At 55.8% G+C, this 25,515-nt stretch carries 16 protein-coding genes; 13 read left to right on the top strand and 3 right to left on the bottom strand.

The annotated features are described in order from the left end of the window. Positions 1 to 349: 349 nt before the first annotated feature. Positions 350 to 1,801, top strand: coding sequence for a hypothetical protein (locus VFU50_19760; protein ID HEU5235104.1), 1,452 nt, complete (start codon positions 350 to 352; stop codon positions 1,799 to 1,801). 349 nt (positions 1,802 to 2,150) lie between these two features. On the opposite strand, the gene VFU50_19755 is transcribed toward VFU50_19760, so the two are convergent. Next, a complete protein-coding gene (locus tag VFU50_19755) occupies positions 2,151 to 3,128 on the bottom strand; it encodes a hypothetical protein (protein HEU5235103.1) in 978 nt (325 codons plus the stop codon). 588 nt (positions 3,129 to 3,716) lie between these two features. Between VFU50_19755 and VFU50_19750 the strand changes: the two genes are divergently transcribed. Then, a complete protein-coding gene (locus VFU50_19750) occupies positions 3,717 to 5,870 on the top strand; it encodes a polysaccharide lyase family protein (protein HEU5235102.1) in 2,154 nt (717 codons plus the stop codon). 673 nt (positions 5,871 to 6,543) lie between these two features. Continuing rightward, a complete protein-coding gene (locus tag VFU50_19745) occupies positions 6,544 to 9,933 on the top strand; it encodes a TonB-dependent receptor (protein HEU5235101.1) in 3,390 nt (1,129 codons plus the stop codon). Between the two features lie 177 nt (positions 9,934 to 10,110). Here the strand turns inward: VFU50_19745 and VFU50_19740 are convergent, their stop codons facing one another. Next, positions 10,111 to 11,274 carry a substrate-binding domain-containing protein gene (locus tag VFU50_19740; GenBank protein HEU5235100.1) on the bottom strand — a complete coding sequence of 388 codons (1,164 nt, stop codon included), beginning with the start codon at positions 11,272 to 11,274 and terminating at the stop codon, positions 10,111 to 10,113. A 256-nt stretch (positions 11,275 to 11,530) separates the two neighbouring features. Between VFU50_19740 and VFU50_19735 the strand changes: the two genes are divergently transcribed. Genes VFU50_19735 through VFU50_19700 form a run of 8 tightly spaced genes read left to right on the top strand, consistent with a single transcriptional unit; the run spans position 11,531 to position 22,540 of the window. Further along, on the top strand, positions 11,531 to 12,721 hold the full coding sequence (locus tag VFU50_19735) for a TIM barrel protein (GenBank protein HEU5235099.1): 1,191 nt from the start codon (positions 11,531 to 11,533) through the stop codon (positions 12,719 to 12,721). Then, complete coding sequence (locus tag VFU50_19730) at positions 12,714 to 14,192, top strand: rhamnulokinase family protein (protein HEU5235098.1); 1,479 nt, start codon at positions 12,714 to 12,716, stop codon at positions 14,190 to 14,192. Before VFU50_19735 ends, VFU50_19730 begins: the two co-directional genes overlap by 8 nt. Further along, a complete protein-coding gene (locus tag VFU50_19725; GenBank protein ID HEU5235097.1) occupies positions 14,185 to 16,401 on the top strand; it encodes a bifunctional rhamnulose-1-phosphate aldolase/short-chain dehydrogenase in 2,217 nt (738 codons plus the stop codon). The genes VFU50_19730 and VFU50_19725 overlap by 8 nt, the downstream gene beginning before the upstream one ends. Positions 16,402 to 16,441: 40 nt before the next feature. Next, positions 16,442 to 16,792: an L-rhamnose mutarotase gene (locus VFU50_19720; GenBank protein HEU5235096.1), complete on the top strand. Its 351-nt coding sequence runs from the start codon at positions 16,442 to 16,444 to the stop codon at positions 16,790 to 16,792. Next, a complete protein-coding gene (locus VFU50_19715; protein ID HEU5235095.1) occupies positions 16,776 to 17,918 on the top strand; it encodes a glycoside hydrolase family 88 protein in 1,143 nt (380 codons plus the stop codon). Before VFU50_19720 ends, VFU50_19715 begins: the two co-directional genes overlap by 17 nt. Positions 17,919 to 17,971: 53 nt before the next feature. Continuing rightward, entirely contained in the window at positions 17,972 to 19,507 is a 1,536-nt protein-coding gene (locus VFU50_19710) for a sugar ABC transporter ATP-binding protein (protein HEU5235094.1), read from the top strand. Further along, positions 19,504 to 20,487 carry an ABC transporter permease gene (locus tag VFU50_19705; protein HEU5235093.1) on the top strand — a complete coding sequence of 328 codons (984 nt, stop codon included), beginning with the start codon at positions 19,504 to 19,506 and terminating at the stop codon, positions 20,485 to 20,487. The genes VFU50_19710 and VFU50_19705 overlap by 4 nt, the downstream gene beginning before the upstream one ends. Further along, positions 20,450 to 22,540: a substrate-binding domain-containing protein gene (locus VFU50_19700; protein HEU5235092.1), complete on the top strand. Its 2,091-nt coding sequence runs from the start codon at positions 20,450 to 20,452 to the stop codon at positions 22,538 to 22,540. The genes VFU50_19705 and VFU50_19700 overlap by 38 nt, the downstream gene beginning before the upstream one ends. 59 nt (positions 22,541 to 22,599) lie before the next feature. Here VFU50_19700 and VFU50_19695 read toward each other — a convergent pair whose 3' ends face one another. After that, positions 22,600 to 24,249: a CCA tRNA nucleotidyltransferase gene (locus VFU50_19695; protein ID HEU5235091.1), complete on the bottom strand. Its 1,650-nt coding sequence runs from the start codon at positions 24,247 to 24,249 to the stop codon at positions 22,600 to 22,602. A 269-nt stretch (positions 24,250 to 24,518) separates the two neighbouring features. On the opposite strand from VFU50_19695, the gene VFU50_19690 reads away from it, so the two are divergent. Together VFU50_19690 and VFU50_19685 are read left to right on the top strand one after the other, a co-directional pair. After that, positions 24,519 to 25,010 carry a hypothetical protein gene (locus VFU50_19690; GenBank protein HEU5235090.1) on the top strand — a complete coding sequence of 164 codons (492 nt, stop codon included), beginning with the start codon at positions 24,519 to 24,521 and terminating at the stop codon, positions 25,008 to 25,010. Positions 25,011 to 25,192: 182 nt separating this feature from the next. Further along, on the top strand, positions 25,193 to 25,515 hold a 323-nt coding region (locus VFU50_19685; GenBank protein HEU5235089.1), incomplete at its 3' end, for a transposase.

The following is a 25,515-nucleotide window of genomic DNA, read 5'->3' as shown; positions in this document are numbered from 1 at the left end:
CGCTCGAGCGCTTCCTTTGACCGCTATCGAGCGCGAGCGTCCTCATGGACGTGTCCCAGCGTTTTCTGTCCCATATTTTCCTCAGCCCCAGCAGACTAGACAGGCTTTTTACATCCACGTGACAAACCATTTACATCTCGCAAGTAACCCCCTCGTATGTTTCTGACTCTGTGAGTTGAAGCAACACGTCTCCTGATCGGGATCGTATGCGGGAGCTTCACGTGCGAGTCGGTCGTTTTGTCGCCCGTGCAGATTCGGGACCGAGTCTCCTGCAAATGCGCCTGAATCCAGACGTGAGCTCCACTACACCAACAAAGATCAATTCACACCCACAGGAAAGGAGCTGGTCATGAGAACACGTTGGGCCACAGTTGCGGTACTACTGGCCTCGTGTCTTGTGCTGTTGGCTATGGCGGATAATCGCCACAACGCCAGAGACAATGCACGTCATCTTGTCAGTCAGGGGAAACAGGTCTTTCGGTTCGATACTTTTGGAGACGAAGCATTTTGGGGCGGTGTCTTAGGACTGCATAAGGCGATCGAAGGAAGTAAGTTCGGCGGAGTCGGTCCGGGAGTCAGTCCCAGAACGGCACTTGCCGTGGGCCTGAAAGTGGATTCGGCCGCGCTGCCCGACAACTTAGTTCAAGCACTTAAGCGAGGTCAGGTCAATCTCGATGATCCGGCGACAACATTAGCCTTGCTGAAGCTGAACGCTGTGGTGGGCGTGAAGGGCTTCTTTAATAATGATGGCAGCCTCCAAGCCGTCGGCATTCAGTGCGCCCTGTGCCACTCCACCGTTGATAATTCGTTTGCTCCCGGAATCGGACAACGTCTTGATGGCTGGGCTAACCGTGATCTGAACGTAGGGGCAATCGTTGCGTTGTCGCCCAATCTTCAGCCTGTCGCTGATCTTCTCAACAAAGGATTGCCGCCTCCAGGCGTAACTGTTGATACAGTCAGAGCCGTGCTCAACAGTTGGGGTCCCGGCAAATTTGATGCCGAGCTGTTCCTCGACGGCAAGGCTTTCAATCCGCAGCAGATGTCGAACGGAGTTGTCACCGGTACAAACGTTTCAGCGGCCACGTTGATTCCGCCGGCATTCGGCTTGGCTGGAGTGAATCTGCATACCTGGACCGGTTGGGGGTCGATCCCACATTGGAACGCTTTTGTCGCCAATCTGGAGATGCACGGCATCGGCCATTTCAAGGATTTCCGTTTGCGGGACGCTGCAAAGTTCCCCGTCGCCGCAGCGAATCACTTCGACAACGTTGCTCCGCCTCCTGGGCAGGCTGATTTGATTACTCCCAAATTGGCAGCTCTACAGGCATATCAGCTCTCGATTGCCGCTCCGGCGCCGCCTGAAGGGAGCTTCGATACGGCAGCCGCGAAGCGTGGGGAGCAGGTCTTCAACACCAAAGGATGCGCCAGCTGCCACGTTCCACCAACCTTCACCGAATCTGGCTGGAACCTGCACAACGGCGCAGCCAATACTCCGGGCCTGATCTGCCTCGACGACTTCCAGGCGAAGCGCGCCCCCGACAACGGCTATCGCACCTCGCCGCTGAATGGCCTGTGGACTCACACCAAAGGCGCGTTCGATTTAGGTCCCATGGCCAACACCGGCTTCTTCCATGACGGTCGCTTTGCCACGCTCGCGGATGTCGTGAATCACTACAACACCTGCTTCAACCTCAACCTCAACGACCAGGACAAGAGCGATCTCGTCGAGTACCTGAAGTCTTTGCCGGATCAGGATGAACAGCAGGCACAAGACCAGGACAATAACGGAGATCACGACTAGCCTATTTGATCCACAACTCGCACCGAACCAACGTCGCGGCTTCAACCGCTTGAGGTCGCAAACAATTGCGCTCAAATTAAAAGGCCTCTCGCAAGAGAGGCTTTTTAATTCGCTCTCACACAAAAGTTAAGAGATCGCACTGTTGCCAATTGAGACATCACACACACTCCGACGGAATGAAAACTTATGTGGACTGTTCCCACGGTGGAACGATGAAGCGCAACTTGATTTCGATAAGACGGCGAGTGCTGCTGACAAAATCGCTCCAGATTTTCGGGTACTTGCGAGGTGTCGATTTTATGTAAGCAGCTCGCAAATAGGTTTTGAGATCACGACGAGCTGAGCGGCGCTAAGGGTTTGCAGGTTTCGACATTGCACGATGCAACTTGTTGTAGTCGCGCATATATACGCGAAGCCCAAAAGCTGGAGTCTCCTTCGTGTATCCAGCAACTAGCTGCTCTTTGTAGTGGTCAAGATAGAAGTGGAATGGGTCTTTGGGATCCATGTCGATCAACACTAAATCGGTGTCACTCATGGTGAGCTTGCCAAATCGGAGCTGGTTTTGGCGATACGCCATGTAATTCGCTGCCGAGAGTCGCCAGTCAGGCGCTTTCGGTGTGTCACCAAAAATCTGGATGATCTCCTCAGGACGAACCTGTACTGCCGTGACGCGCCCCACCACGTGAGGCGGTGGAAGGAGCTTCTCCGTATCAAGCACGAGATCGTCCTTCTGGACTTCGATTCCACGTACTTTGCCGGTCTTGATCAAGTCAGCAAGCTCGATGCCCAGAAGGTCCATTAATCCTTTTACCGGCAGATGCAGTGCTTTGATTTTTGTCGCGTGCAAAAGGATCTTGCCATCCTTTGTCGCGCTCAACGCCCCATCGGTTTCAAACGGAACGTCGCCTTTGCTGTGGAGCTTGCCTTTCACTTTCAAATGTCCGGCCGAATCGATGTGAATAGAAATGCTTTTCAGCGGCGCATCTCTGCGGGCGAACACGTATGAGTTCAGTACGTTTGCAAGCGATTCCGGAGTAATAGAGATAGCTGCGGAACTGATTTGGATGTTGAACGAATCTTTGTCATCGAAAACCGGAAGATCGCCTTTTACAGGGAGAAGGCGCCCGTTGAGCGAACGAATGTGCACGGCGATGCTGTCGGTGAAGTGATACATCACGTTACGCATCTGTACTTCAACGCTGTGCGGTTGATCGGCTGCAGCCTGGTGTGATTGCATCGCGAAAATGAAGATTGTTATAAGGATCAGGGCGGCCAGAAAAACTCCTTTTGCGATCGATTGCTTATTCGCGAAATGAAGTGCACTCATGTGGCGTGCCTGATTTAGTTACGATGCGAAAAAAGCGCTGAGTATCGCGGCGCGACAGGAGAGCGAGAGCATGGACTAGCTTGTTAGCTCAAGAGATTGGAGAGAGCGACACCGTCGCAAGTTGCCGCCAAATAGCGACAAAGGGACATTAGATGGGATGAACAAGCAATTTCATTTTCAGCCCGTTCCCGTATAGATGGATGGCCCTTATCCATGCTGTGATCTGTCGATGCATGCCGAATTCTTCTTCGATGCCAGATATGCGCCCTAAGATTTCGTCATGGCTCCGACGGCCTTTAGCCAACGCTAAGAGTGTCAGTAATGGAGGATCCAGCCGCCTGACCAGTATCGTTTTTCCATTCTGCAATGTGCAATGCGCCCGGCGCGGGGCATCGGGCGCACGAGGATAAGAAACCACGAAACTCCTGAAGCGAGCAGTCGGAGCCTTCCATCCTCTTTTTGCATTACGAAACTGACATTTTCCTTCCAAAAATAATTGCGGAGCGCCCACGCGCGGAGGAGCATTGCCGTGCAAGGGAGCCCGTCCATTGCGTTTTCGGAGGCTATGTGAACCTGGGTCGTTTATCGATGCAATTCCGTGTTTTTCTGATGATGGCCGCAATCGTTTTCGCAGGTGCGACTTATACGCACGGGCAGTCGCCGATCACAATCGATACTTCAAACTCCAATCTTTGGGTGATCTCGAATGGGACGCTAACAGTGCATTGGCTGCCCGGCAATGGACGTGTAAACAGCATTCGCTGGTCGGCAGCTCCCGATGTGGAACTGATCGATCAGACGAATAGGGATAGCCATGGCCCGAAAGGCTTCTATATGGATAACGCCGGCAACATCGGCGGGGCGCTCACGTCCAACTACTATCTCGATCCCCATGGCAATTACATCGACTTCTATGTGACACACACGGCGGACGCGAGTTCGGGTTTCACCTGGACGTGGCACGACCTGCTGTTCGCGAATGATCCTGGAATCCACGTGTACTTCACTCTCGACCATGTTCCAGGAAACAACGCAGCAAGTGTCGGACAAGTGCAGTGGGTCTTCCGTGGAGACCTGAGCCAGTTCACCAATACCTATGCAGTGAACACCGGGCTTTCAAATCTCGGCGCGACGAGCGTTCCGCTGCCCGATTCGGTTCTCTTCGGGACCGGCCTGACAAGCGGACGTAACGTGCAGGACGCAACCTCCGATCTTCACGGATTGCCTGCTCCGCCGAACTACCGCCGGCAGTTCTATACCAAGTACGACTACTCCAGCTACGAGTACCTGCACAAGGCTGAAGGAGTCTTCGGCTCGGGCATAGGCGCATGGATGGTTCTTCCCAGTTCGGAATCGCTTACCGGCGGACCGACAAAGCAGGACCTGATCTTCACCGGAAATCTGCTCATCATGGAGGCGTACTCCAATCACCTCGATAATCAGATCAACTTCACGGTTCCCGTAAACGCCACCATGCAGCGGCTGTATGGGCCGTTCTATCTACACTTCAACCAATTTGACGCCACTCACACCAACGCAGCGTCGCTCTATCAGGAAGCTTTGACCGCGGCTGCGCAAATCCAGCCCGCGTATGACACCGAAACCGTGCTTGTGAACAGCGGCTACGTGCCTTCCAACGCGCGAGGCGAGGTGCAGGTAAAGGTAGGCGGCACGAAAGGGTTGGATTTGCATCAGGCGTGGGCCGTGCTGAGCGATGCCAACACAAATGTCCAGTACTCGCACGCGGGCTGGGAATATTGGGAAAACATCAATCCAGCAGGCATTGTGAACCTTCACAATATTGCGCCAGGAAATTACCGGCTGACTGTGTATGCCCTTGGACAATGGGGAGAGTTGAGGCAGGACAACGTGGCCGTCAAAGCTGGTGGAACCACGCACCTCGCGGTGAACATCACTCCGGAAACCTTCGGAACGGCGGCGCCAGTTTGGACCATCGGTACCGCCGATCGTTCATCGCACGAGTTTCTGCACGGGCAAATCACAAACCCCGTCGATCTCGACAGCAATTACAGCGACGAATACACCGCCCGTGTCGGCGACGCTGTTCAGGACGATCGCCAGTTTTGGGGCAACTGGAACTACTGGGCGGACTTCGCATCAACCAACGGAGCCGTCGTCTATTACGCCACTCCCGTGGGTTCGACTCCCGCAACGAACGATTTGACTAAGTGGAATTACAACCAGTGGCATACCTTCAACCCCAATCTCTACGCAGGTGTCTATAACTCGGCAGATCAGACCGCGGACGGGTATAAATACATCTGTCCAGCGTATATCGGCAATTGCGGGACCGCCGCCGTTCCCGATTGGCAGGTCCATTTCTCAACCACCGATGCGCAACAGCAGCAAGGGCAATATGTAGTTCTCTCAGTCGGCCTTGCAGCGACAGAATCAAGTCTGACCGTTTCCCTAAATGGGAATGCCCTGGTCTGGCATGGATTCCATGTGAAAAATGCCGATGCCGATGTTCGCAGCGGATTGTCGGGGACCTATCAGTGGGTGGTGTTTCAGTGGGATACCAGCCAACTCAAACCGCCGGGAGCCGACAACGTACTCACATTCAACGTCAGCAGAATGCAGGGGGTTATGTACGATGCGCTGCGCATGGAGATCACCAACGCCTCAGCGGCACACGAGGTGACTGGCTGGAATGATTACGAATATGTGAACAGCAGCACGTCTGAGCCGGCGAACGATGCCGTTGCGAACAACAACCAATAGGGCTCGAGAGCAGGAAACAAAGAGTGCTGTGATTCAACGCCGAAAAGAGGGGCACAATTTTCCGCGCTGGTGCAGTTAACTCACTGTAGTTGGTTTTAGTGGAAGCCCGCGACTTGAGTCGGGGGCGCACGCCGCGAAGCCGTGCGTCTAATAGGCGAACGACCAAACGCGCTTTAGCGCTGGTATACGCGCGAAGCGCGCTCGTTGTGGTGTCCCGGGGCAAAGACTGGCCGCCGCAATGCATGCGGTATTTGCATGCGCTTCGCGCGTGGGCCAGCGCTAAAAGCGCGGCTTTCTCTCGCCTTCGCATAGACGCACGGCTTCGCTACGTGCGCCCCCGACTGAAGTCGCGGGCTTCCACCAAACCACAGCGTAGTAATTCCTGAACCGATCTACCGTTCAACCGCTCCGTCGTGGCATTTCACATTGCGAAAGTCCATTTCTGATTTCGCAATCCAGAATATGTGTTGGCTATTGGCACGTACTCCCATGTCTCATAGATTCAGGTACTTGGGTCGATTTCTGGGACCAACTTAAGTTCTGTAATGTGAAATGGTCGCAACTATCGTGAGCCGGGTTGACAGTGTTTTTCGCTCAAGGTTACATCACCCACGCCTGCAAACTGCGAAACCGATGCGCGCGAAAAAGGCGCCAATCACGAAGGAGATCGGAAATGCGAAAGACGTTGTTCCGGATTGGATGTGCACTGCTGGGCTCTTTGTTGCTGATATCGCCGGCAGCTTTGGCGCAGCAGGTGAACGTGGCGCAAGTCGCAGGACAGGTGACCGACAGCAGCGGAGCAGTAATTGCCGGCGCAACCGTGAGGATGATCGAAACACAGCGTGGCGTTGTACACACCGTTGTCACGGACAACGATGGAAGGTACGTGTTGCCCGGGTTGCCAGTTGGAGCGTACAAGTTGGAAGTACAGAAGCAGAGTTTCAACACCTACGCTCAACAGGGAATTGTCCTTCAGGTTAACGACCACGTAACTTTGAACGCCATGCTGCAGGCCGGAGCGGTGAGCCAGATCGTAGAAGTGAATGCTGGCGCGGCGATGGTACAGACCGAAACGACCTCAGTCTCCAACGTGGTGGATTCGCAGCGCATGGTCGATTTACCCTTGAACGGGAGATTTGCCACCCAGCTTATCTACACGATGCCGGCAACGGTCTCCGGCGCGACACTCACCAATGACTCTTCCGGCAGTAAGAGCTTCTTCAGTTCCGTGACGGTTGCAGTCGCGGGTGGACAGACAAACGGGACCAATTACCTGCTCGACGGTGGCGATCACAACGACACTTTCGGCAACGTAAACTTGCCGTTCCCATTTCCGGACGCACTCCAGGAATTCAGCGTTGAAACGAGTTCATTGCCTGCCCGCAACGGTCTTCATCCCGGCGGCGTAGTGAACGCAGTCACCAAGTCCGGCACCAACAGCTTCCATGGCACGCTGTTCGACTTTGACCGTGATGGCATCTTTAACGCCAAGCCGCGCGGTTTCAGCCCGACAGGCTCTCAGCAAGACGGACTACGTCGTAATCAATTTGGCGGCACCATTGGCGGACCCATAGTTCATGACAAGCTGTTTTTCTTCTCCGGATATCAGGGTACGCGGCTGAAATCGCAGGCCAATAACCTGCGAGTGAAGACGATTACGCAGGCGGCTTTGAACGGCGATTTCACTACTCTGGTTGGACCCGGCTGCACGGGAACGACGACCGGAAAAACGTTGAAAGCGCCATTCTCCGGCAATCAGGTCAACCCGGCGTCGTATGACAAGGCGGCTCTTGCCCTGTTTAGCGGGAACTACATCCCGATCTCCAGCGATCCGTGTGGCTTTATTACTTACTCATTGCCGACCATCAACAATGAAGACCAGATTATCGGCCGCGTCGACTACAACCACAGCAGCAAGCAAACGTTGTTCGGGCGCTACCTGTTTGACCAATACACTTCGCCTCCGCCGTTCAGCGCGACCAATCTGATCTACACGCAAACTCCCGGCAACTGGGAGCGCGCCCAGAGTTTCGTGCTCGGCGACAATTACACGTTTACTCCAACGTTTATAAACTCAGCTCACGTTACATTGAGCCGCCGTCGAGACAATCGCGGCGTCGATCCGCGAGATATCAATCCAACAACTTTGGGTGTAAACATGAGCCCAGCCATTCCCAACTTCCTGCTATTCAGTATTACCGGCTACTTTGGCGTTGGCTGCGGAACGTGTGCGCCGGGGCACTTCAATGTGAATACGTGGCAGGGCGCTGACGACATCGACTGGATTCGCGGCAAACACCATTTCGCTTTCGGCGCCGACTACATCCACACCCAGAACAACACTTTGACGGGATACAACGAGAACGGAACATCTAGCTTTAGCGGAAGCGTAAGCGGAGATGGCTTAGCAGACTTCCTACTCGGCAACTACAGCGGATGGGACCAGAGTCGCGCACAGCAAGTGGCTTATCGCCAGACTATGTTCTCTTTGTACGGTCAAGACACGGTTCGGCTGCTGCCTAGGCTTACGTTGATAGCTGGTGTGCGCTGGGAGCCATCGCTGCAACCGTATGACTACTTTCATCGCGGGAGTCTCTTCAATCTGGCCGATTTTCAAAACAACGTTCACAGCAGCGTCTATCCCACCGCGCCGGCGGGCATGCTGTTTTATGGTGACAAAGGCGTACCTGCGGGATTCACCAACACTCATTGGGGAAATTTCGGACCGAGAGTTGGATTGACGTGGGACCCCACAGGCTCAGGAAAACAGGTGGTGCGCGCCGGTTATGGATTGCTCTACGACTCGACGATGACCTGGTACAGCCAACGGCTCACGTCGAATCCACCGGTCGTGAACGAGATCAACATCACGACTGCGGGCTGCGGTACATTCTCAAATCCGTGGCAGAACTATTCCATCGCGAATGGTTGCGTTGCCAATTCGAATACGAACCAGAATCCTTTTCCTGGCGGGTTTACCTTCTTTCCGGGCGGCGCACAGTGGGTTTCGCTGCTGGACAGCATGCGCCCCATGTACATGCAGCAGTGGAACTTTTCCTACGAGAAGCAGTTTGCTTCCAATTGGATGGCAGGACTTTCGTATCTCGGCAGCCGCAGTCTGCATTTGCCTCTCTCCTATGATTTCAACTGGGCGCAAAACCAGCCCAGCGTTTGCGCAAAGTTCACGGGAGGATGCAGCGTGAGCAACGAGCCGCAGCGGCGCTATTTGACGCAGATTGCGACCAGTCCGACTCAAGGCGCCTCTTTATACGGCCAGTTCTACCTCGCCGACGACACCGGCAGTTCAAACTACAACGGCTTGATTGCCTCGATCCGTCATCGCTTTGCCCGCAACTTTACCTGGCTTGCGAACTACACCTATTCGCATTGTCTCAGCACCGGCGATTTCAACGGCGATCTGCGCGGTACCTATTACTCACAGCAGAACAATCCGCGCGCAGATTACGGCGCCTGCAACTTTGACGTTCGTCACATCTTCAACACATCTGCCGTAGCTTCGAGTCCTGCGATCGGCAGCGGTGCGCTCCGCTGGCTTGTCGAAGGATGGCAAGTATCGCCATCGATCCGTGCCACTTCGGGACTGCCTGCGAATGTCACTCTGGGAGCAGACAACAGCTTCACCGGCGAAGGCACCGGGATTGATCGTCCAAACCTGAATCCCGGAGTTCCCCTCTACTTGAATTCCTGGACGGTCCTAAAGGGCGGAACGTATGCCTATCAGGTGTTCAACCCGGCGGCATTCAGCAAACCAGCGGCAGGAGCGTACGGGAACGTCCCACGCGACTTTCTCCGCAACCCGGGCGCCTGGACAGTCGACCTATCTTTGACGCGAAGCTTCCCAATTCGGGAGCGACTCAAAGTAGAAGGCCGGCTCGACATGTTCAATGCGTTCAACCACTGGAATCCGGTTGCTCCGAGTGCGAACTGGGGTTCCTCCAGCTTCGGACAGGTTACGTCGGCGCCGAGTCCCTCATTTGTGCCGCAGGCGGCAACCTGGAATGATCCCCGCGTCCTTCAGCTCGCGGCGAAAGTGATCTTCTAGACCCGCCAAAAGACTTAAGCCCACGAGAGCTGCACGACAATGTAGCTCTCGTACTTTTTCTGTGAGGCGCTACACCCGTCTCACGATCCTCGAGTGGGGCTATGTGGAGTAACCAGAACCTCAGAGTAGCGGATAATGCCCAGCTGACTTACGACTTTGTCGATGTCGGGAAATTCGCTAGGCAGTCTTGGCCTGCGCAAGAGCTGAGGCAGTGATCAACTGACCAAGACAGTCATTGGGATAGTAGTGGTCGACGGTCTTCGGGGTCACCAGCTTGTGTTCGACGAACAACGCGGGAGCGACTTGACGATGGTTCAGGATGTCGAGGCTCAGCCGGATGAGGTCCTCTCCGTACCGTTCTGGGAAATAGGCCACCGAACCAACGAGTCTCGTTTTGGAAACACGAAGCTCGGCGCGCCCTTCCGGCGAGGCGTTTTGTCCCATGACGGCACAGCAATCGCTGCGTCCAGCTTCTTCAAAGGCGCGCAAGGCTCCCAGCGCACTCGGATCGTTGACGGCCGCCACCAATACATGGCGCGAATTCGATGAATGCAGATGGCGTCGCATGGCTTCGAGGCTGGTGCCGAAATTACCGTCGCCATCGAGGTAAGTAATGCGGCAGTTCTTTGCATTCGGCAGTACGAGGTTGATGCCAACCAGCGCTCCGGTCAGACGCATGCGGGGCAGGTTTCCTGCGCGCACCAGCTCCAATAGGATGATTTCGTCGACAGCGCCTTCCCAGTTTTCTTTTGACCAGCGGCCGAGATAGCGGCCACCGATCAGACCGGCTTCGTAGTTGTTGGCGCCATAGTACGTCGCTCCGGGATGGGGGATGTCGATGGCGATCATGGGAATGTTCGCTTCGCGGTATTTGGCGGCGACGATCGGAGCCACATCTTCGTCAGTCTGGAATTCGATCGCCAGATCGACCTTCTCACGCACCAGAAGATCGGCGTTGCGCTGTGCCACTTTGGCACTGTAACGATTGTCGAAACAGATCAGCTCGATGCCTTCGGCCGCGGCTGCGCGCTGCAAACTCGCGGAAACCTCTTTTGAAAACTGATAATCAGTTCCTTGCGCCGCATATCCCAGGCGATATAAGCGATGCTTCAGCGGACGCACACATGATTGATAGAGATTCGCGCCGACTTTCTCGACCAGCCCGCATTTCTCCAGCGTGTAGAGCAGACGAAAAACCATGGTCTTCGGCAGTCCGGAGCGGCTGGCGACCTCTTTGAGGGACAATGTTTCGCCGGAGCTTTGAAATGCGGTGAGCAGCTTGGAAGAGTGAACAACTGCTTTAACCAGGTAGGGATCGCGCGATTGCGTCATTGCAGCCATAACGTTGCGGACGAACTATAGCAAGAAAACCGGCAATTTGGAATTCGCTATGCGAAATTCAGCATGGGACGAGTTGAGCCGTCCCAAGCGTGCGCTTAGCCATTGGTTCGCAAAAGCAGTGATTCACGCGTGATTTCCTGCTTTTGTCCTCCTCTGAATTGCATTTCGTATTGCAAAATACAATCGTAAGCGATGAGGGCAGCGGGGGAGTTGCTCGCGGTGGTGTAAGCTCTCAGCAATCCTAAGAGGTCTGTATATGAATTCGCGGCAAACCGATCGCATTTTTCACGCGCTGGAAACGTTCCGTATCGAGGTGCCTTCGTGGGGATTTGCGAATACCGGGACGCGGTTTGGGAAATTCATTCAGCCTGCAGCGGCGACGACCATAGAAGAAAAATTCAGCGATGCCGGCCAGGTACATCGGCTGACGGGCATCTGTCCCACAATGGCACTACATGTCCAATGGGATTGTCCGAATGGTGTGAGCAGCGCCTCCGCAATCAAAGGATACGCCCAGCAGTACGGCGTGCAGCCGGGCTCAATTAATCCGAATCTTTTCCAGGATCAGGAATATAAGTACGGTTCCTTCGGCAATCCGGAAAAGGCCGTTCGCGAACGCGCGCTGCAGCACGTAAAAGAAAGCGTCGAGATTGGCCGCCGGTTGAACACCATCGATATCTCGCTTTGGTTTGCGGACGGCTCGAATTATCCCGGCACAGCAAACATTCGTGAGCGAAAGCGGTGGTTCGAGGAGAATTTGCGAGCTGCGCATAGTCAGCTAGGCCCTGACCAGCGCATGCTGGTTGAATACAAGCCGTTTGAACCGGCGTTCTATCACACTGACATTGCCGATTGGGGAATGGCGCTCCATCTGGCGCGCGCGGCAGGTCCTCAGGCGAAAGTGTTAGTCGACACCGGACATCATTACGCCGCGCAGAACATCGAGCAGATCGTGGCTTGGCTGCTGTCGGAAGAAATGCTTGGCGGCTTCCATTTCAATGATCGACGCTATGCCGATGACGATCTCACGCTAGGCTCAATCGATCCGTATCAGGTATTCCGCATTTTCCGCGAGATTATTTCCTATGAATGGGAAACAGGAAAGACTCCTGCTGTCGCGTACATGATCGATCAAAGCCACAATCTGAAAGGCAAGATCGAGGCCATGATTCAGACGGTCAGCATGGCGCAGCAGCTCTACGCGAAGGCCACGCTGGTCGACGATCGCGAACTGGCATCGGCCCAGAAGAAGTGCGATCTCATCAAAGCCGAAGGCTTGCTGCAGGACGCCTTCGCCTCTGATGTCCGTCCGGCCATTCGCGATTGGCGAATCTCAAAAGGACTGCCTGAAGATCCCATCGAAGCCTTTCGCCAGAGCGGCTACCTGGAACGCATCACCGCTGAGCGCGCTGCGAAAAATGTTGAGAGCCTCACGTCATATGCCTAGCGGCGGTCCCAAGAACTATTTGGCCTTCGACATTGGCGCCGAGAGCGGGCGCGCCGTCCTCGCGCGTCTGAGAGGCGAGACGATTGCTATCGAAGAAGTTCATCGCTTTCCCAATCAGCCGCTGCAGGAGTCAGGTTCTCTTCATTGGGATGTGAAGCGGCTGTGGAATGCCATACGCAAGGCGCTCTCAAAGGTCGATTGCGAACTGCAAGGTGTTGGGGTGGACACTTGGGGAGTCGATTACGCTCTGCTCGATGACGCAGGCGAGCTCGTTGAGAATCCATATCACTATCGCGACTCGCGGACCCGTGGCATTCCGGAAGAGGTGTTCGAGAGAGTTTCGAAACGGGAAATCTACTCGATCACCGGCATCCAGTTCATGCCGATCAACACGCTATACCAGCTCTTTGCCGAGAAGAAGCGAAGTCCCGAGGCTCTGAGCAAGGCAAAGCGGCTGCTCATGATGCCTGACCTGTTCCATTACTGGATGACCGGAAATGCAGTTTGCGAATTCACCAACGCCAGTACAACCCAAATAGTGAATGCGACCACCCGCACATGGGATTCCAGGCTTTTAGAGCGTGTGGGACTTCCATCTTCGTTGCCGGCTCCAATTGTTGAGCCTGGCACCGTGGTTGGCAAGCTACTTCCCAATGTGGGAGCAGCCAAGATCGCAGACACGCCAGTGATCGCTCCGGCCACGCACGATACAGGATCGGCGGTCGCCGCGATTGCCGCACGCGAAGGAACGGCGTTTATCAGCTCTGGGACATGGTCGCTGGTCGGAATCGAAGTAGACGCTCCTGTCGCTTCGCCCGATGCGTTGCAGATGAATTTCAGCAACGAAGGTGGGGTAAATGGCACAACCCGACTTTTGAAGAACGTGATGGGACTGTGGATGCTTCGTTGCTGCCGGGAATGCTGGTCTCAATCTGGGAATGAATCCAATTATGAGCAGCTCACACAGTGCGCATCCGGCGAACCTGCGTTTGCGAATTTGGTCGATCCAGATGACGAATCGTTTCTCGCTCCCAAGAACATGTGCGTCGCGATCGACGAATTTTGTACGCGAACTCATCAACCAAAGCCAGTGACTCCGGCCGGATATACCAGAACCATACTTGAGAGTCTGGCGCTCAAATACAGCAGAGTGATTGCAGAGCTTGAGCAGCTTACCGGCGATCGCATTGAACAAATCCGAATCATCGGCGGCGGGTCGAAGAATCGACTGCTGAATCAGTTCACAGCGGACGCAACCGGCAGGCGAGTGCTCGCTGGTCCAGTCGAGGCCACTGCTTTGGGTAACGCTGCAGTCCAGATTCTCGCCACTGGCGCCGCGGCTTCGCTGAAACAAGTCCGAGCGATGATCGAACGCTCTTTCCCCGTCGAGATCTTCGAGCCGCGTGACACGGACCGGTGGACGAAGGCCGCCGAGCGCTTCCAGCACTATCGAGATACGGTTTATGCCTGAGACAACAGAAATTACTCTTCTTAAGGATTTATGGGACCAGCGCGAGGCCAAGCGGCTCGACGATAACCAGCTTGCGCTTTTACGCTATCGCTCGAATCTTCTCGGCGCGGATTTGCGCATCACTAACTTCGGCGGGGGCAATACAAGTTCCAAGATGGAACTACCCGATCCCTTTACCGGCAAGCCTGTGCACGTGCTGGCAGTCAAGGGCAGCGGCGGCGACATCGGATCAATCAAAGAGTCCGGCTTCGCGCTCCTCTATCTCGATCGTCTCGGAAGCCTGAAAGAGCTTTATCGCGGAGAAGAGTTCGAAGACGAGATGGTCCGCTACTATCCGCTTTCGGCTTTTGGCGACAACAAAGTCGCTGCGTCGATCGATACACCGCTGCACGCATTCATTCCCTATGACCACGTTGACCATCTTCATCCCGACTGGGCGATTGCCATCGCGGCAAGCGCCAACGGCAAGCGCAAGCTGGAAGAGTTCAATCGGGAGTTCGGAAGAAAGATTGTTTGGCTGCCGTGGCAGCGTCCAGGTTTTGAATTGGCGCTGATGCTTGAGGCTGCAGTGAAGAACAATCTCGGCGCTGAAGGAATCCTCCTTGGGAGCCATGGACTGTTCACCTGGGGACGGACGCAGCGCGAGTGCTACTTGAACAGCATTCAGACGATCGACGAAATGGGTCAGTTCGTTCAAAGACATCAGGAGCGCAAAGGCTTATTGTTCGGCGGACTGTACCATCATGCTCTCAAAAACCGGCGAGATATTGCCGTACAGATTTTGCCGACATTGCGGGGAACGGTCTCGTCGCAGCGTCGGATGATTGCCCACTACAACGACCACGAAGATGCACTGGCTTTTGCCGGCTCGAAGTGGTCACAAGATCTCGCTGCTTTGGGGACAAGCTGTCCCGATCACTTCCTGCGCACGAAGATCTGCCCGATGTTCGTGAATTGGAATCCCGCTGACGAGAGCGTGAGCACGCTAAAGTCGAGAATTGCCGAGCAGGCGGTCCAATATCGTGGTGAATACAAGAAGTACTACCAGGAGGGGGCTGTAGCGGACTCTCCAAAGCTGCGCGATCCCGATCCTTCGGTCGTCATCGTTCCCGGTGTGGGACTGTTCGGATTCGGGAAGAACAAAAAGGAAGCTCGCATTACGACAGAGTTCTTCATCAATGCCATTCACGTGATGGCAGGAGCCAATGCCTTGGACGAAGGAGAAGTCCGAGGCGAACTGCCGCAGGCTCGCCGACCAGAGCAGTCCAGCCGGTTTACGCAATGTCGGAACTATGTTGCTCTTCCTCGCTCAGAGGCCTTCCGGATTGAATATTGGCTGCTCGAAGAAGCCAAGCTGCAGCGTATGCCCGCGGAAGCCGAATTTAGCCGCAAGATCGCGTTGATCGTGGGCGGAGCAAGCGGAATCGGCAGGGAAGTCGTTCTATTGCTGGCCAAGAAGGGTGCGCACGTTGTGGTTGCCGACGCCGACGCAAGCGGCGCCGCGAAGGTCGCGCAGGAGGCGTCCACCCTCTCCTCATCTGAGTTGGTGGCGCACACCCAGGTAGATCTCGGGTCCGCTACGAGTCTTCAGCACGCGATTCGGTTCACGACGCTCCAGTTCGGCGGAGTGGATTTGATCGTTAACACGGCAGCGATTTATCCCGTGCCAGGCGAAAGCGGCGAGCTAACGCCGGAGCAGTGGGGAAGGACCTTTCTAGTAAACCTGACTGGTAATCATTTGCTCGCGCGGGCAGCCGAATCGACTTTCAAGGATCAAAAGCTTTCGGCAGCTGTCGTTCTCACCAGTTCCGCCAACGCCGTAGTTCCTAAAAAGGGAAGCGAAGCCTACGATGTGAGCAAGGCAGCGCTCAATCACCTCATTCGCGAGTTGGCCATCGGGCTCAGTCCGCATGTACGCGTGAATGGAATTGCTCCGGCTACAGTGGTCGCGGGCTCCACGATGTTCCCACGCGATCGCGTGATGCAATCGCTGCGCAAATACAACATTGCGTTTTCGGAATCCGAGAGCACAGAAGAGTTGCGGGACAAACTTGCGGATTTTTATGCGCAGCGCACACTAACGAAAAGGCCGATTCTGCCAACCGATTGCGCCAACGCGATCGTGTGGCTGCTCAGCGATCAAAGCGGTAAGACCACAGGCCACATTATTCCGGTGGACGGCGGTTTGACGGAGTCATTCCTGCGCTGATGGGATTCCCAATTCGGAAGCACCTACGAGGCCACAGTTCATGAAGCGGGTCTGTTTCGTGTTGCAAGTAAAACCGAATCGCCTGGAGGAATACAGGCAGCGTCATCGCGCCGTCTGGCCCGAGATGCAGGAAGCCCTGCACGAGTCCGGCTGGAGGAATTACTCGCTGTTTCTACGGCCTGATGGCTTGCTCGTTGGCTACTTCGAAACCGATGATTTTGAACGAGCGCGCGCCGAGATGGCCAAACGTGATGTAAACAAAAGATGGCAGCGCGAGATGTCCGGCTTTTTCGTGCAGTCGGAGGGCCTGACTCCCGATCGCGCCATGGATCCGCTGGAGGAGGTATTTCATTTGCAAATGGAGACTACCGAGAATGTCCATTCGTCTTAAGCGGCGAACGTCGAAGAAATCCATCGCTGTTCTGCAGTTGGCGCTCTGCGCGATTGTTCTGACGTTTGCTCCGCAGGCGCACGCGAAGCATCAACAGGACGCAATCAAAGAATTCAGCAACTGGCCGTCGGGGACTTCACCGGAAAAGATCGGTAAACGCGTTGCGGAACGCTACGTGGCGAGCGACTACATCAATCTGCATCGCCATCCGCCGACGCCAACGATCATTTATCCCGAGGTATGCACCTGGTATGGAGCGCTCACATTTGCGCAGCTCACGCACGATACCGATCTCACGCAGCGGCTCATCAAGCGCTTCGAGCCTCTATTTGGCGATAAGGCTTCGCTGATTCCCAAACCGAACCACGTTGACAATACCGTTTTCGGGACCGTCCCACTCGAAATTTATATTGAAACTAAAAATCCGAAGTATCTCGAATTGGGAAAGTCAATTGCGGACGCGCAGTGGCAGGATCCAACGCCGGACGGTCTGACCAGCCAAACGCGCTATTGGATCGATGACATGTACATGATCACCGAGGTCGAAGTGCAGGCCTATCGCGCAACCGGAGACCGAAAGTACCTCGATCGAGCCGCGCACGAGATGTCGGTTTACCTCGACAAGCTCCAGCAGCCGAACGGCCTCTTCTATCATGCTCCTGATGTTCCATTCTTCTGGGGACGCGGCAACGGCTGGGTTGCTGCCGGTATGACGGAGCTTCTGCGCTCCATGCCGCAAGATCATCCGGAACGAGCGCACATTCTCAGCTCCTACCGGAAGATGCTGGCTACGCTCCTCAAGTACCAGAATCAGGACGGCACGTGGAACCAGCTCATCGATCATCCCGAGGCATGGCCGGAAACTTCATCGACAGGCATGTTTACCTTCGCGATGATCACCGGCGTAAAAAACGGCTGGCTGGACAAGAAGACATATGCTCCCGCCGCGCGCAAGGCATGGCTCGGGCTGGTTCACTACATCGACGCGAATGGAGATATCAGCAACGTTTGTGAAGGTACGAACAAGAAAAACGATCTGAATTACTATCTGACCCGAGCCCGCAATACCGGCGACCTGCATGGAGAGGCGCCGATTCTTTGGTCGGCATCGGCTCTGCTGAGGTAAGGCAACTTCACTTTCTGGAAACGCAGGTAGCGCACGCGGCCGGGACTCCACTCATGAGCTTCGATACATCACTCGTTCGGGCCGACCGGATCAACAAATCCTACGAAGGCGTGCGCGCGCTCCGAGATGTCTCGTTTGAACTGTGGGCTGGCGAGGTCCATGCCCTCGTAGGCGAGAATGGAGCGGGAAAGTCGACGTTAATCAAGACCATTACTGGCGCGATCCGGCCTGATAAAGGCACGATCTTCGTTCGCGACCAGCCAGTTCATGATCATTCGCCGCGGCGCGCAAAAGAACTTGGCATTGCCGCAATCTATCAGCAGCCGGCATTGTTTCCTGCCTTGAGCGTCTCCGAGAACCTTGCGCTCGGACTCGAGGAGCAAACCTTCTGGACGCGAGTCCACTGGCCCGCTCGCCGAAAGCGCGCTCGTAAACTGCTCGCAAGAGTTGGAGCGAATATCGCGCCCGAAGCGGAGGCCGGGACGCTCAGCATGCCGGAGCAGCAATTAGTCGAAATCGCTCGCGCGATCGGAGCTGATGCCCGCGTGCTCATCATGGACGAGCCCACGGCGTCGCTGTCAGATCGGGAAACGGACAATCTTTACGGAGTTATTCGACAGCTTCGGCAGCAGGGAGTCGGCATCATCTACATCTCGCATCGGCTCGAGGAACTCACGAAGATCGCCGATCGAGTGACCGTATTGCGTGACGGCCAGGTGATCGAGACACGGAGCATGGCGGGAATTAGACGCGAAGAGCTGATTCGCTTGATGGTCGGCCGGGAACTCGCGACGGTATTCCCCAAGCGGGCAACTGCTCCGAGCAACGTCGCTCTCGAATTGCGAAATCTCTCTTGCGAGACTGCAGGAGTTCGTAATGTGGACCTCACGGTGCGTGCGGGCGAGATCGTCGGCCTCGCCGGTCTGGTTGGATCGGGCAGGACCGAGCTTGCCCGAACGATCTTCGGGCTCACTCCTGCGGATTCCGGAGAGATTCGATTGAAGGGAAAAGCGATCGAGATTGGAAATGCGGCCGATGCTATCGCCTCGGGTCTCGCATACGTCCCAGAAGATCGCCGGAAACACGGAGTGATCCCGGAACTGCCGATCTCCTGTAACGTAACCCTCGCAATTCTTTCAAGGCTTTCGCGCGGCGGATCGATCGATTTTGCACAGGAGACTCGCATTGCCAGCGAATACCTTCGCCGACTCCGAATCAAGGCTCCTTCGCTGCACACATCCGTGGGTACTCTTTCGGGTGGTAATCAGCAGAAGGTTGCGCTGAGCCGCTGGCTCGCGGCGAATCCATCCGTTTTGATCCTGGATGAGCCGACCCAGGGAATTGATATTGGCGCGAAAGCCGAGATTCATGCGCTCATCGGCGATCTCGCCGCGCAAGGCATGGCCGTGCTTATGATTTCCTCGGAGTTACCGGAGATCCTGGGCATGAGCGATCGCATTGCTGTAATGCACGCGGGTCGGGTTGTCGGCGTTCTCGATCGCGCAGAAGCAACGCAAGAGAAGATCTTGAACCTGGCGCTCGGCCATTCGGCTCAGAACGACCCTTTGCTGCGCGAGCCTAGCCAATGAATTTTCGTCAGATACTCAGCCGAGGCAAACGCGAGCTCCCCTGCGTAATCGCCTTTGCGGTTCTTCTGCTGGCGCTTGCTTTGCGAGCTCCTGACTTCTTCGACGCGCAGAATCTGCGCGATCTGCTCGTCAATACGGCTCCTACTCTGATCGTGGCGCTGGGAATGACAATTGTGATTCTCACCGGCGAGATCGATATCTCCGTTGGGTCGCTCTTCGCGGTGTGCAGCGTGGCGCTTGGATGGCTGGCAAAAGCCGGCGTTCCCATTCTTGTACTTCCGCTGGTGGCGCTCGCGATCGGAGCCATTCTCGGCGCATGCAACGGTTGGCTGGTCGCCCGCGTGGGAATGCCTTCCATCATCGTTACCCTCGCGACCTACATTGCCTGGCGCGATGGCTTGCTTTGGATTACACAGGGCGCATGGGTGCAGAATCTGCCGGCAGGATTCCAATGGTTTGGATTCTCGCAGCGCGTCGGGGAAACGCTGATCGTTGGTTTTGCGCTGATCCTGCTGATTGTTTTCGCAGTTGCTCTGCGTCACCTAAGCGGAGGACGAGCTGTGTACGCCGTAGGCTGCGATCGCGAAGCTTCTCGGTTGGCAGGTATTGATCCGCGCAGCATTGTCTTCGGCAGCTTCGTACTGATGGGCGCTCTTACTGGTCTGGCGGCTCTCCTCAACGCGATAAGATTTTCGGCGATTCCCAGCAACCTCGGTACCGGCCTCGAGCTAAAGGCCATTGCGGCTGTCGTGGTCGGCGGCGTCTCCATTACAGGAGGACGCGGAACCGTGATTGGCGCCCTTTTCGGAACAGCGCTGCTCGGCAGCATCGGAACTGCACTGGTGTTTGCCGGAATCAATCCATTCTGGGAAAAAGCAATTCAAGGCGCGATCATTCTCACCGCAGTCTTTGCCGATGCGGCCGTAAGCAGAATCCAAAAGCATGTCCACCTCGACTTCTCCCGCGCCGGAAGCGCCTGAGCGCTCGGTGCCGCTGCATCGCCGCTTGTTCCCAAACGGGGAATGGGCGCTGCTCGTCGTTCTGGCGTGCGAATGTCTCGTCTTCGGACTCGTCTCGGACAATTTTGTTACGGTTGCGAACTTGTTCGAGATCGTTCGGCTCAGCGTTGAACTCGGCCTGCTCGCGCTGGCGCTTACCCCAATCATCATCACCGGCGGAATCGATCTTTCGGTTGGGTCAGCGCTGGGCCTGTGCGCCGTAGTATTGGGAGCGCTCTGGCGCGATGCTCATGTCCCACTTTGGGCAGCCAGCGTTCTGACGCTCATGGTCGGCTGCGGGTGCGGGTTGCTGAACGGCGCTCTTGTCGGCGGCCTGAACCTGCCATCGCTCATCGTCACGCTAGGAACCTATTCTCTCTACAGGGGAATTGCGGACGGCCTAACGCGCGGCATAGAAAACTACTCCGGATTCGGGCACAAGTTTCTCTTTTTTGGACAAGGCTACATCGCCGGGGTCCTACCTCCGCAGTTGCTGGTGCTGGCCGTTGCAGCCCTTGCAACTGCATGGGTTCTACACCGTAGCGCGTTTGGTCGGACTCTGTATGCAATTGGATTTTCGCCGGATGGATCGCGATTCGCAGGTATACCCGTGCGTCGGCGACTCACGCTTATCTATGTCGCATCGGGATTTGCCTCCAGCCTGGCTGCAATCATCTATGTGGCGCATGTCGGCCAGGCGAAGTCCGACGCCGGCACTGGTTATGAGCTAACTGCGATCACCGCAGTCGTGCTCGGCGGAGCGTCGATTTTTGGCGGGCGCGGGACGGTGCTCGGTACCATTCTGGGCTTGTACGCTCTCGTCGTTCTGCAAAACGGATTGCGGCTGGGAGCAATGCCGGCGGAATTCACCGGCGTTTTAACTGGCGTACTGCTGTTAGCGACCGTCGCACTGCACGGAGTGCGACGCTGGCGTCCGCCGCGCCCTGTTCACGCGGAAGAAACTGAAGAGAAGGAGTTCCATTTGAAAAACTGGCAAGTCGCGGTTCTCAGCGGCGTAATGCTGATCTGTGCCTTGATTGTCGCCGGCAGCAATTGGGCACTGGTGCGTTCGATTCGCCAGCAGCTTCAGCATGGGGCTGCTGGGTCTTCATCGACGCAAAGCTCTGTGGGCCGCAAGCTCACGATTGCCATGATGCCGAAGGCAAAGGGAGATCCGTACTTCATCAGTTGCGAGAAAGGCGCCGAAGAGGCCGCGCGCGAACTCGGAGACGATCTGATTTGGGACGGCCCTACGGATCTCGATCCCGCAAAGCAGAACGAAGTAGTTGAAGCCTGGATCACTCGCGCCGTCGATGCAATTGCAGTAAGCGTCGAAAACAAGCAGGCAATCTCCACCGTGCTGCGCAAAGCACGAGCACATAGCATTCGCGTCCTTGCCTGGGATGCCGACGCCGAGCCGGATGCGCGCGATTTCTTCGTGAATCAAGCCACTCCGCAGGGAATCGGATACACGCTCACCGATGAAGCGGCACGTATTCTCAACGGCAGCGGTGACTTCGCCATCATCACCGCGAGTCTTACGGCCGCAAATCAGAATGAGTGGATCAAATACATCAAGGAGCGTCTGCAGCGCTATCCCAAACTGAAACTGGTTACGATTCAGCCCAGCGAGGGAGATCGCGATCGCGCGTTCGCCGAAACGCAAAACGTTCTCAAGGTATATCCGAACGTGAAACTCATCATGGCCATTGCCGCTCCTGCAGTGCCGGGCGCGGCGGAAGCCGTGAAGCAATCCGGCCGCAAGGACGTAAAAGTGACTGGCCTGTCGTTGCCCAATATGTGCAAGCCTTACATCAAGGACGGAACGATTGAGAGCATCGTCCTCTGGAACACGAATGACCTCGGATATTTAACAGTTGAAGCGGCCGACGCGCTCGTTCGCGGAAGACTAAAGCATGGCGACCATCAATTCCAGGCAGGCCGGCTGGGAACCATTCAAGTGGAAGGGGACCAGATCATGTTGGGTAAGCCATTTGTCTTCAACAAGAGCAATATCGATCGGTTCGACTTCTAGATCAGAGCTGTTAGAACTGGGAATGCGCGCTACCGATGACGGGTGCTCCGAAGCCAACTTTATCGTTTGCTCTTCTTGGCAGATTTTGTTTTAGGTTTCTTTGCCGCTGGTTTTGAGGCGGTTTTCTTCGCACGCTTAGTCCTCTTTGGCTCTGGTTTCTTTGCAGTCGGGGTCGCGACTGCTTTGGCTTCAACCTTCGCAGGCGCGGTCTTCTGATGCGCAGGCGCAGCAACTGCCGCGGCTTGAGCCTGCAGCTTTGCTGGAGCTGCCTCTTTCTTGGCAACCTTTGGTGGTTTCGCCTGCTGTAGTGCTGGCGCAGCCTGCGCACTCGGAGCTGTTTGTTCGGGCGCGGCCGGTGCGGCTGCTGCAGCGGCTTTCGCAGCAACTTTCTTCTTGCCTCGGCCGCGACGCGTAGGAGTTGGCGGCGCAACCGGCAACGGCGGCTGATGCGGCTCAAGAAACTTCACTATCTCCGCTTCTGTTTTCAGCTTGCCGTCGAGCATGAGAAAGAACATCTCTTCCAACAGCTTCTGGTAGACGGGAAGATCCGGAGTGATGCGCATCTCCGTCATCTTGAGCAGCGGCATCTTCTGGCGGTACTGCGGCCATTTCGTGAGAAATGCTTTGATCTTCTGCTCGACCGCGGACTGCCGCGTCGTTATATCGAGAAAAAGAATTAGCTCCGGACGCGTGGCCATCAGAAGTTTCCAGGTAGCAGAAGGCGCAGCGTACTCTTTCGAGAGCAATCGCTTGGCCAGGTCCTTGGCGTCGTCTTCGATATTGCGCCACTGCTCGACGAAGTGCTGGCGCGGCAAGAGCTTCTGCATCGCATGCACTTCTTTATCGCCCATTTTCCTGGTGAGGAAGTACATGCGAGCGGCAGCCGGATCCGATTGCACTCCGATATCCGTGAGCTGCTGACGAGTCTTTTGCAGCGCCGTGAGTCCGGCGGTATCGACTTTCGCGGTCGTCCAGGCGGGGAAGAGGATTTTCATCCAGCCTTCCTTCTCGAAGGCTTTCATCACTGCGACAGGGTCGTCTTCATGCGCGATTTGTTCGATCTCGTAGCCGATCGCACGATTGGAGATGTATTCGAGGTAGTTGTTCTCTTTCGCGGCATCAAAGCGGGCTTGCGTGCGCTCTTCGAGAGTCCAATGAAAGCGCGTCATCAGACGTAACGCGCGCAACATGCGCGAAGGTTCTTCGAGAAAGGCGTAGTTCTGAAGAATGCGCAGGTGTTTGGCCTCGAGATCGGCAACCCCGTTGAATGGATCCATCAATAGCCCGCGTGAGCCGGGATTCAGCGACAACGCCATCGCATTGACAGTGAAATCCCGGCGGCGGAGGTCCTCGTTTATGGTTTCGAACGTCACCTCGGGCTTTCCCGGTTTGGGATAGCTCTCGGAGCGCGCGCTGGCAATCTCTGTCCGCACGTGATTGGGAAAGAGGACATAAAGGATGTGCATGTCCTCGTCACTTCCCTGAATAATGGCGCCGATTTTTTGCAAGTCTTTCTGCAGCTTGAGGACGTTGCCCTGGACGGTAAAGTCAAGGTCCCGGATTGGGAATCCGCTGATGATGTCGCGCACCGCGCCGCCGGTGAGATAGACGTTCATCTCGTAGGCGCGCGCGATCTCCTGCACTTGTCCCACGACCTGGAGTTGCGCCGGAGATAACCGGCTCTCCATCATGTATATGTAGTCAGCCATTCTGGTAGTTCGTTGTCCCTGGACGGCAGGATTTCCGCGAGCCAATAGCCCAGACTGCCAATCCGGAAGGACGAGCTTGGGACCGGCAGGCCCGGATACCGTAAGCCAGTAAGTCCCTGCAGCACAGACACTTAGCCCGATGCGAGACCCGAAAGGTCACGGCAAACTTAGAACAATATCACAGCCGTTGACAAGTTGGCTACTATTCGCCTCCTCACGACACACCTGACTGGTAAACATGCGAGAATCGGCGTTCAGGCTCTGGCTCCATGCCCTCGACGCACAAGAAAGTAATCGTCCGCAAGATGGACCGCGACACCCTCACGGGATACGTTTCCGGCAGCCATTTTGTCTCGGACGGAAAGCTGGAGTTGCTCACGCAGTCGGGCAAAGTCATCTTTATCGATTTGCGCGAAGTCAAAGGCGTCTATTTCGTGCGGGATTTCGCCGATACCGAGTCGCTCGGCCGCAAGACGTTCACTACCCGCCCACGCTCCGAAGGTCTGTGGGTGAGGATCGAATTCATCGACAACGACATCCTCGAAGGCTTGATGCCCAACGATCTCACCCAGATCACGGGCGACGGCTATCTCGTCATTCCGCCCGACACACGCTCAAACACTCAACGGATCTTCGTGCCGCGCGCGGCGCTTTCGTCGCTAACCGTGCTGGCGGTAATCGGCGGAGCAGTCCGTAAACGCCGCGAGGCCAGAGATACCGGTCAGGTGCCGATGTTCGGAGAAGAAGCTGCCGGAACCTAGTCGTCGTCCAGCGCTTCGACACAAGGAACAGCGAACAATACAGGGAAGGTTTTCGAATCCGCATGGAATTTCATCAAAATCTGCCCAAAATTCGCAAATTTGATTTCGAACCAGGGAAAATGGAGTGACCCCCAAAAGTGAGACAGAGGAGAATATCCCTATCTACAGCGAATGGAGAGTAGATGAGGCGATATCGACGATGGACGATAGAGGAGAAGCGTGCGGCAGTGGAGCGCATGAGCTACTGCGGGCATAAGGAGTTAGCGGCCGAGATCGGCATTCCTCAGCGGCAGTTGTATAGCTGGCGGAGAGATGTGGAGCGTTGGCAACTGGGGCAGGTGGGAGCAGAGCAACGATTGACGCTGGAGCAGCGGCTGCAGCGGGAGAATCAGCGACTGAAGCAAGCCTTGGCAGGCAAGGTGGTGGAAGTGGATTTCTTGCGCGGTGCCTTGCGCAGAATCGAGGCTCGACGCCAGCACAGCAACGCCGCTGGCGAGACTGCATC

The sequence above is a fragment of the Terriglobales bacterium genome, assembly GCA_035764005.1.
Lineage (GTDB): Bacteria > Acidobacteriota > Terriglobia > Terriglobales > Acidobacteriaceae > Gp1-AA112.
This window is presented reverse-complemented; position numbering and strand designations above follow the sequence as displayed.

Coding starts and splice junctions, on each gene's coding strand:
- VFU50_19740 (HEU5235100.1), bottom strand. CDS start 11,274: ATGGCTGCAATGACGCAATCGCGCGATCCCTACCTGGTTAAAGCAGTT.
- VFU50_19705 (HEU5235093.1), top strand. CDS start 19,504: ATGAATTTTCGTCAGATACTCAGCCGAGGCAAACGCGAGCTCCCCTGC.
- VFU50_19725 (HEU5235097.1), top strand. CDS start 14,185: ATGCCTGAGACAACAGAAATTACTCTTCTTAAGGATTTATGGGACCAG.
- VFU50_19745 (HEU5235101.1), top strand. CDS start 6,544: ATGCGAAAGACGTTGTTCCGGATTGGATGTGCACTGCTGGGCTCTTTG.
- VFU50_19715 (HEU5235095.1), top strand. CDS start 16,776: ATGTCCATTCGTCTTAAGCGGCGAACGTCGAAGAAATCCATCGCTGTT.
- VFU50_19720 (HEU5235096.1), top strand. CDS start 16,442: ATGAAGCGGGTCTGTTTCGTGTTGCAAGTAAAACCGAATCGCCTGGAG.
- VFU50_19730 (HEU5235098.1), top strand. CDS start 12,714: ATGCCTAGCGGCGGTCCCAAGAACTATTTGGCCTTCGACATTGGCGCC.
- VFU50_19755 (HEU5235103.1), bottom strand. CDS start 3,128: ATGAGTGCACTTCATTTCGCGAATAAGCAATCGATCGCAAAAGGAGTT.
- VFU50_19695 (HEU5235091.1), bottom strand. CDS start 24,249: ATGGCTGACTACATATACATGATGGAGAGCCGGTTATCTCCGGCGCAA.
- VFU50_19690 (HEU5235090.1), top strand. CDS start 24,519: ATGCCCTCGACGCACAAGAAAGTAATCGTCCGCAAGATGGACCGCGAC.
- VFU50_19735 (HEU5235099.1), top strand. CDS start 11,531: ATGAATTCGCGGCAAACCGATCGCATTTTTCACGCGCTGGAAACGTTC.
- VFU50_19700 (HEU5235092.1), top strand. CDS start 20,450: ATGTCCACCTCGACTTCTCCCGCGCCGGAAGCGCCTGAGCGCTCGGTG.
- VFU50_19710 (HEU5235094.1), top strand. CDS start 17,972: ATGAGCTTCGATACATCACTCGTTCGGGCCGACCGGATCAACAAATCC.
- VFU50_19760 (HEU5235104.1), top strand. CDS start 350: ATGAGAACACGTTGGGCCACAGTTGCGGTACTACTGGCCTCGTGTCTT.
- VFU50_19750 (HEU5235102.1), top strand. CDS start 3,717: ATGCAATTCCGTGTTTTTCTGATGATGGCCGCAATCGTTTTCGCAGGT.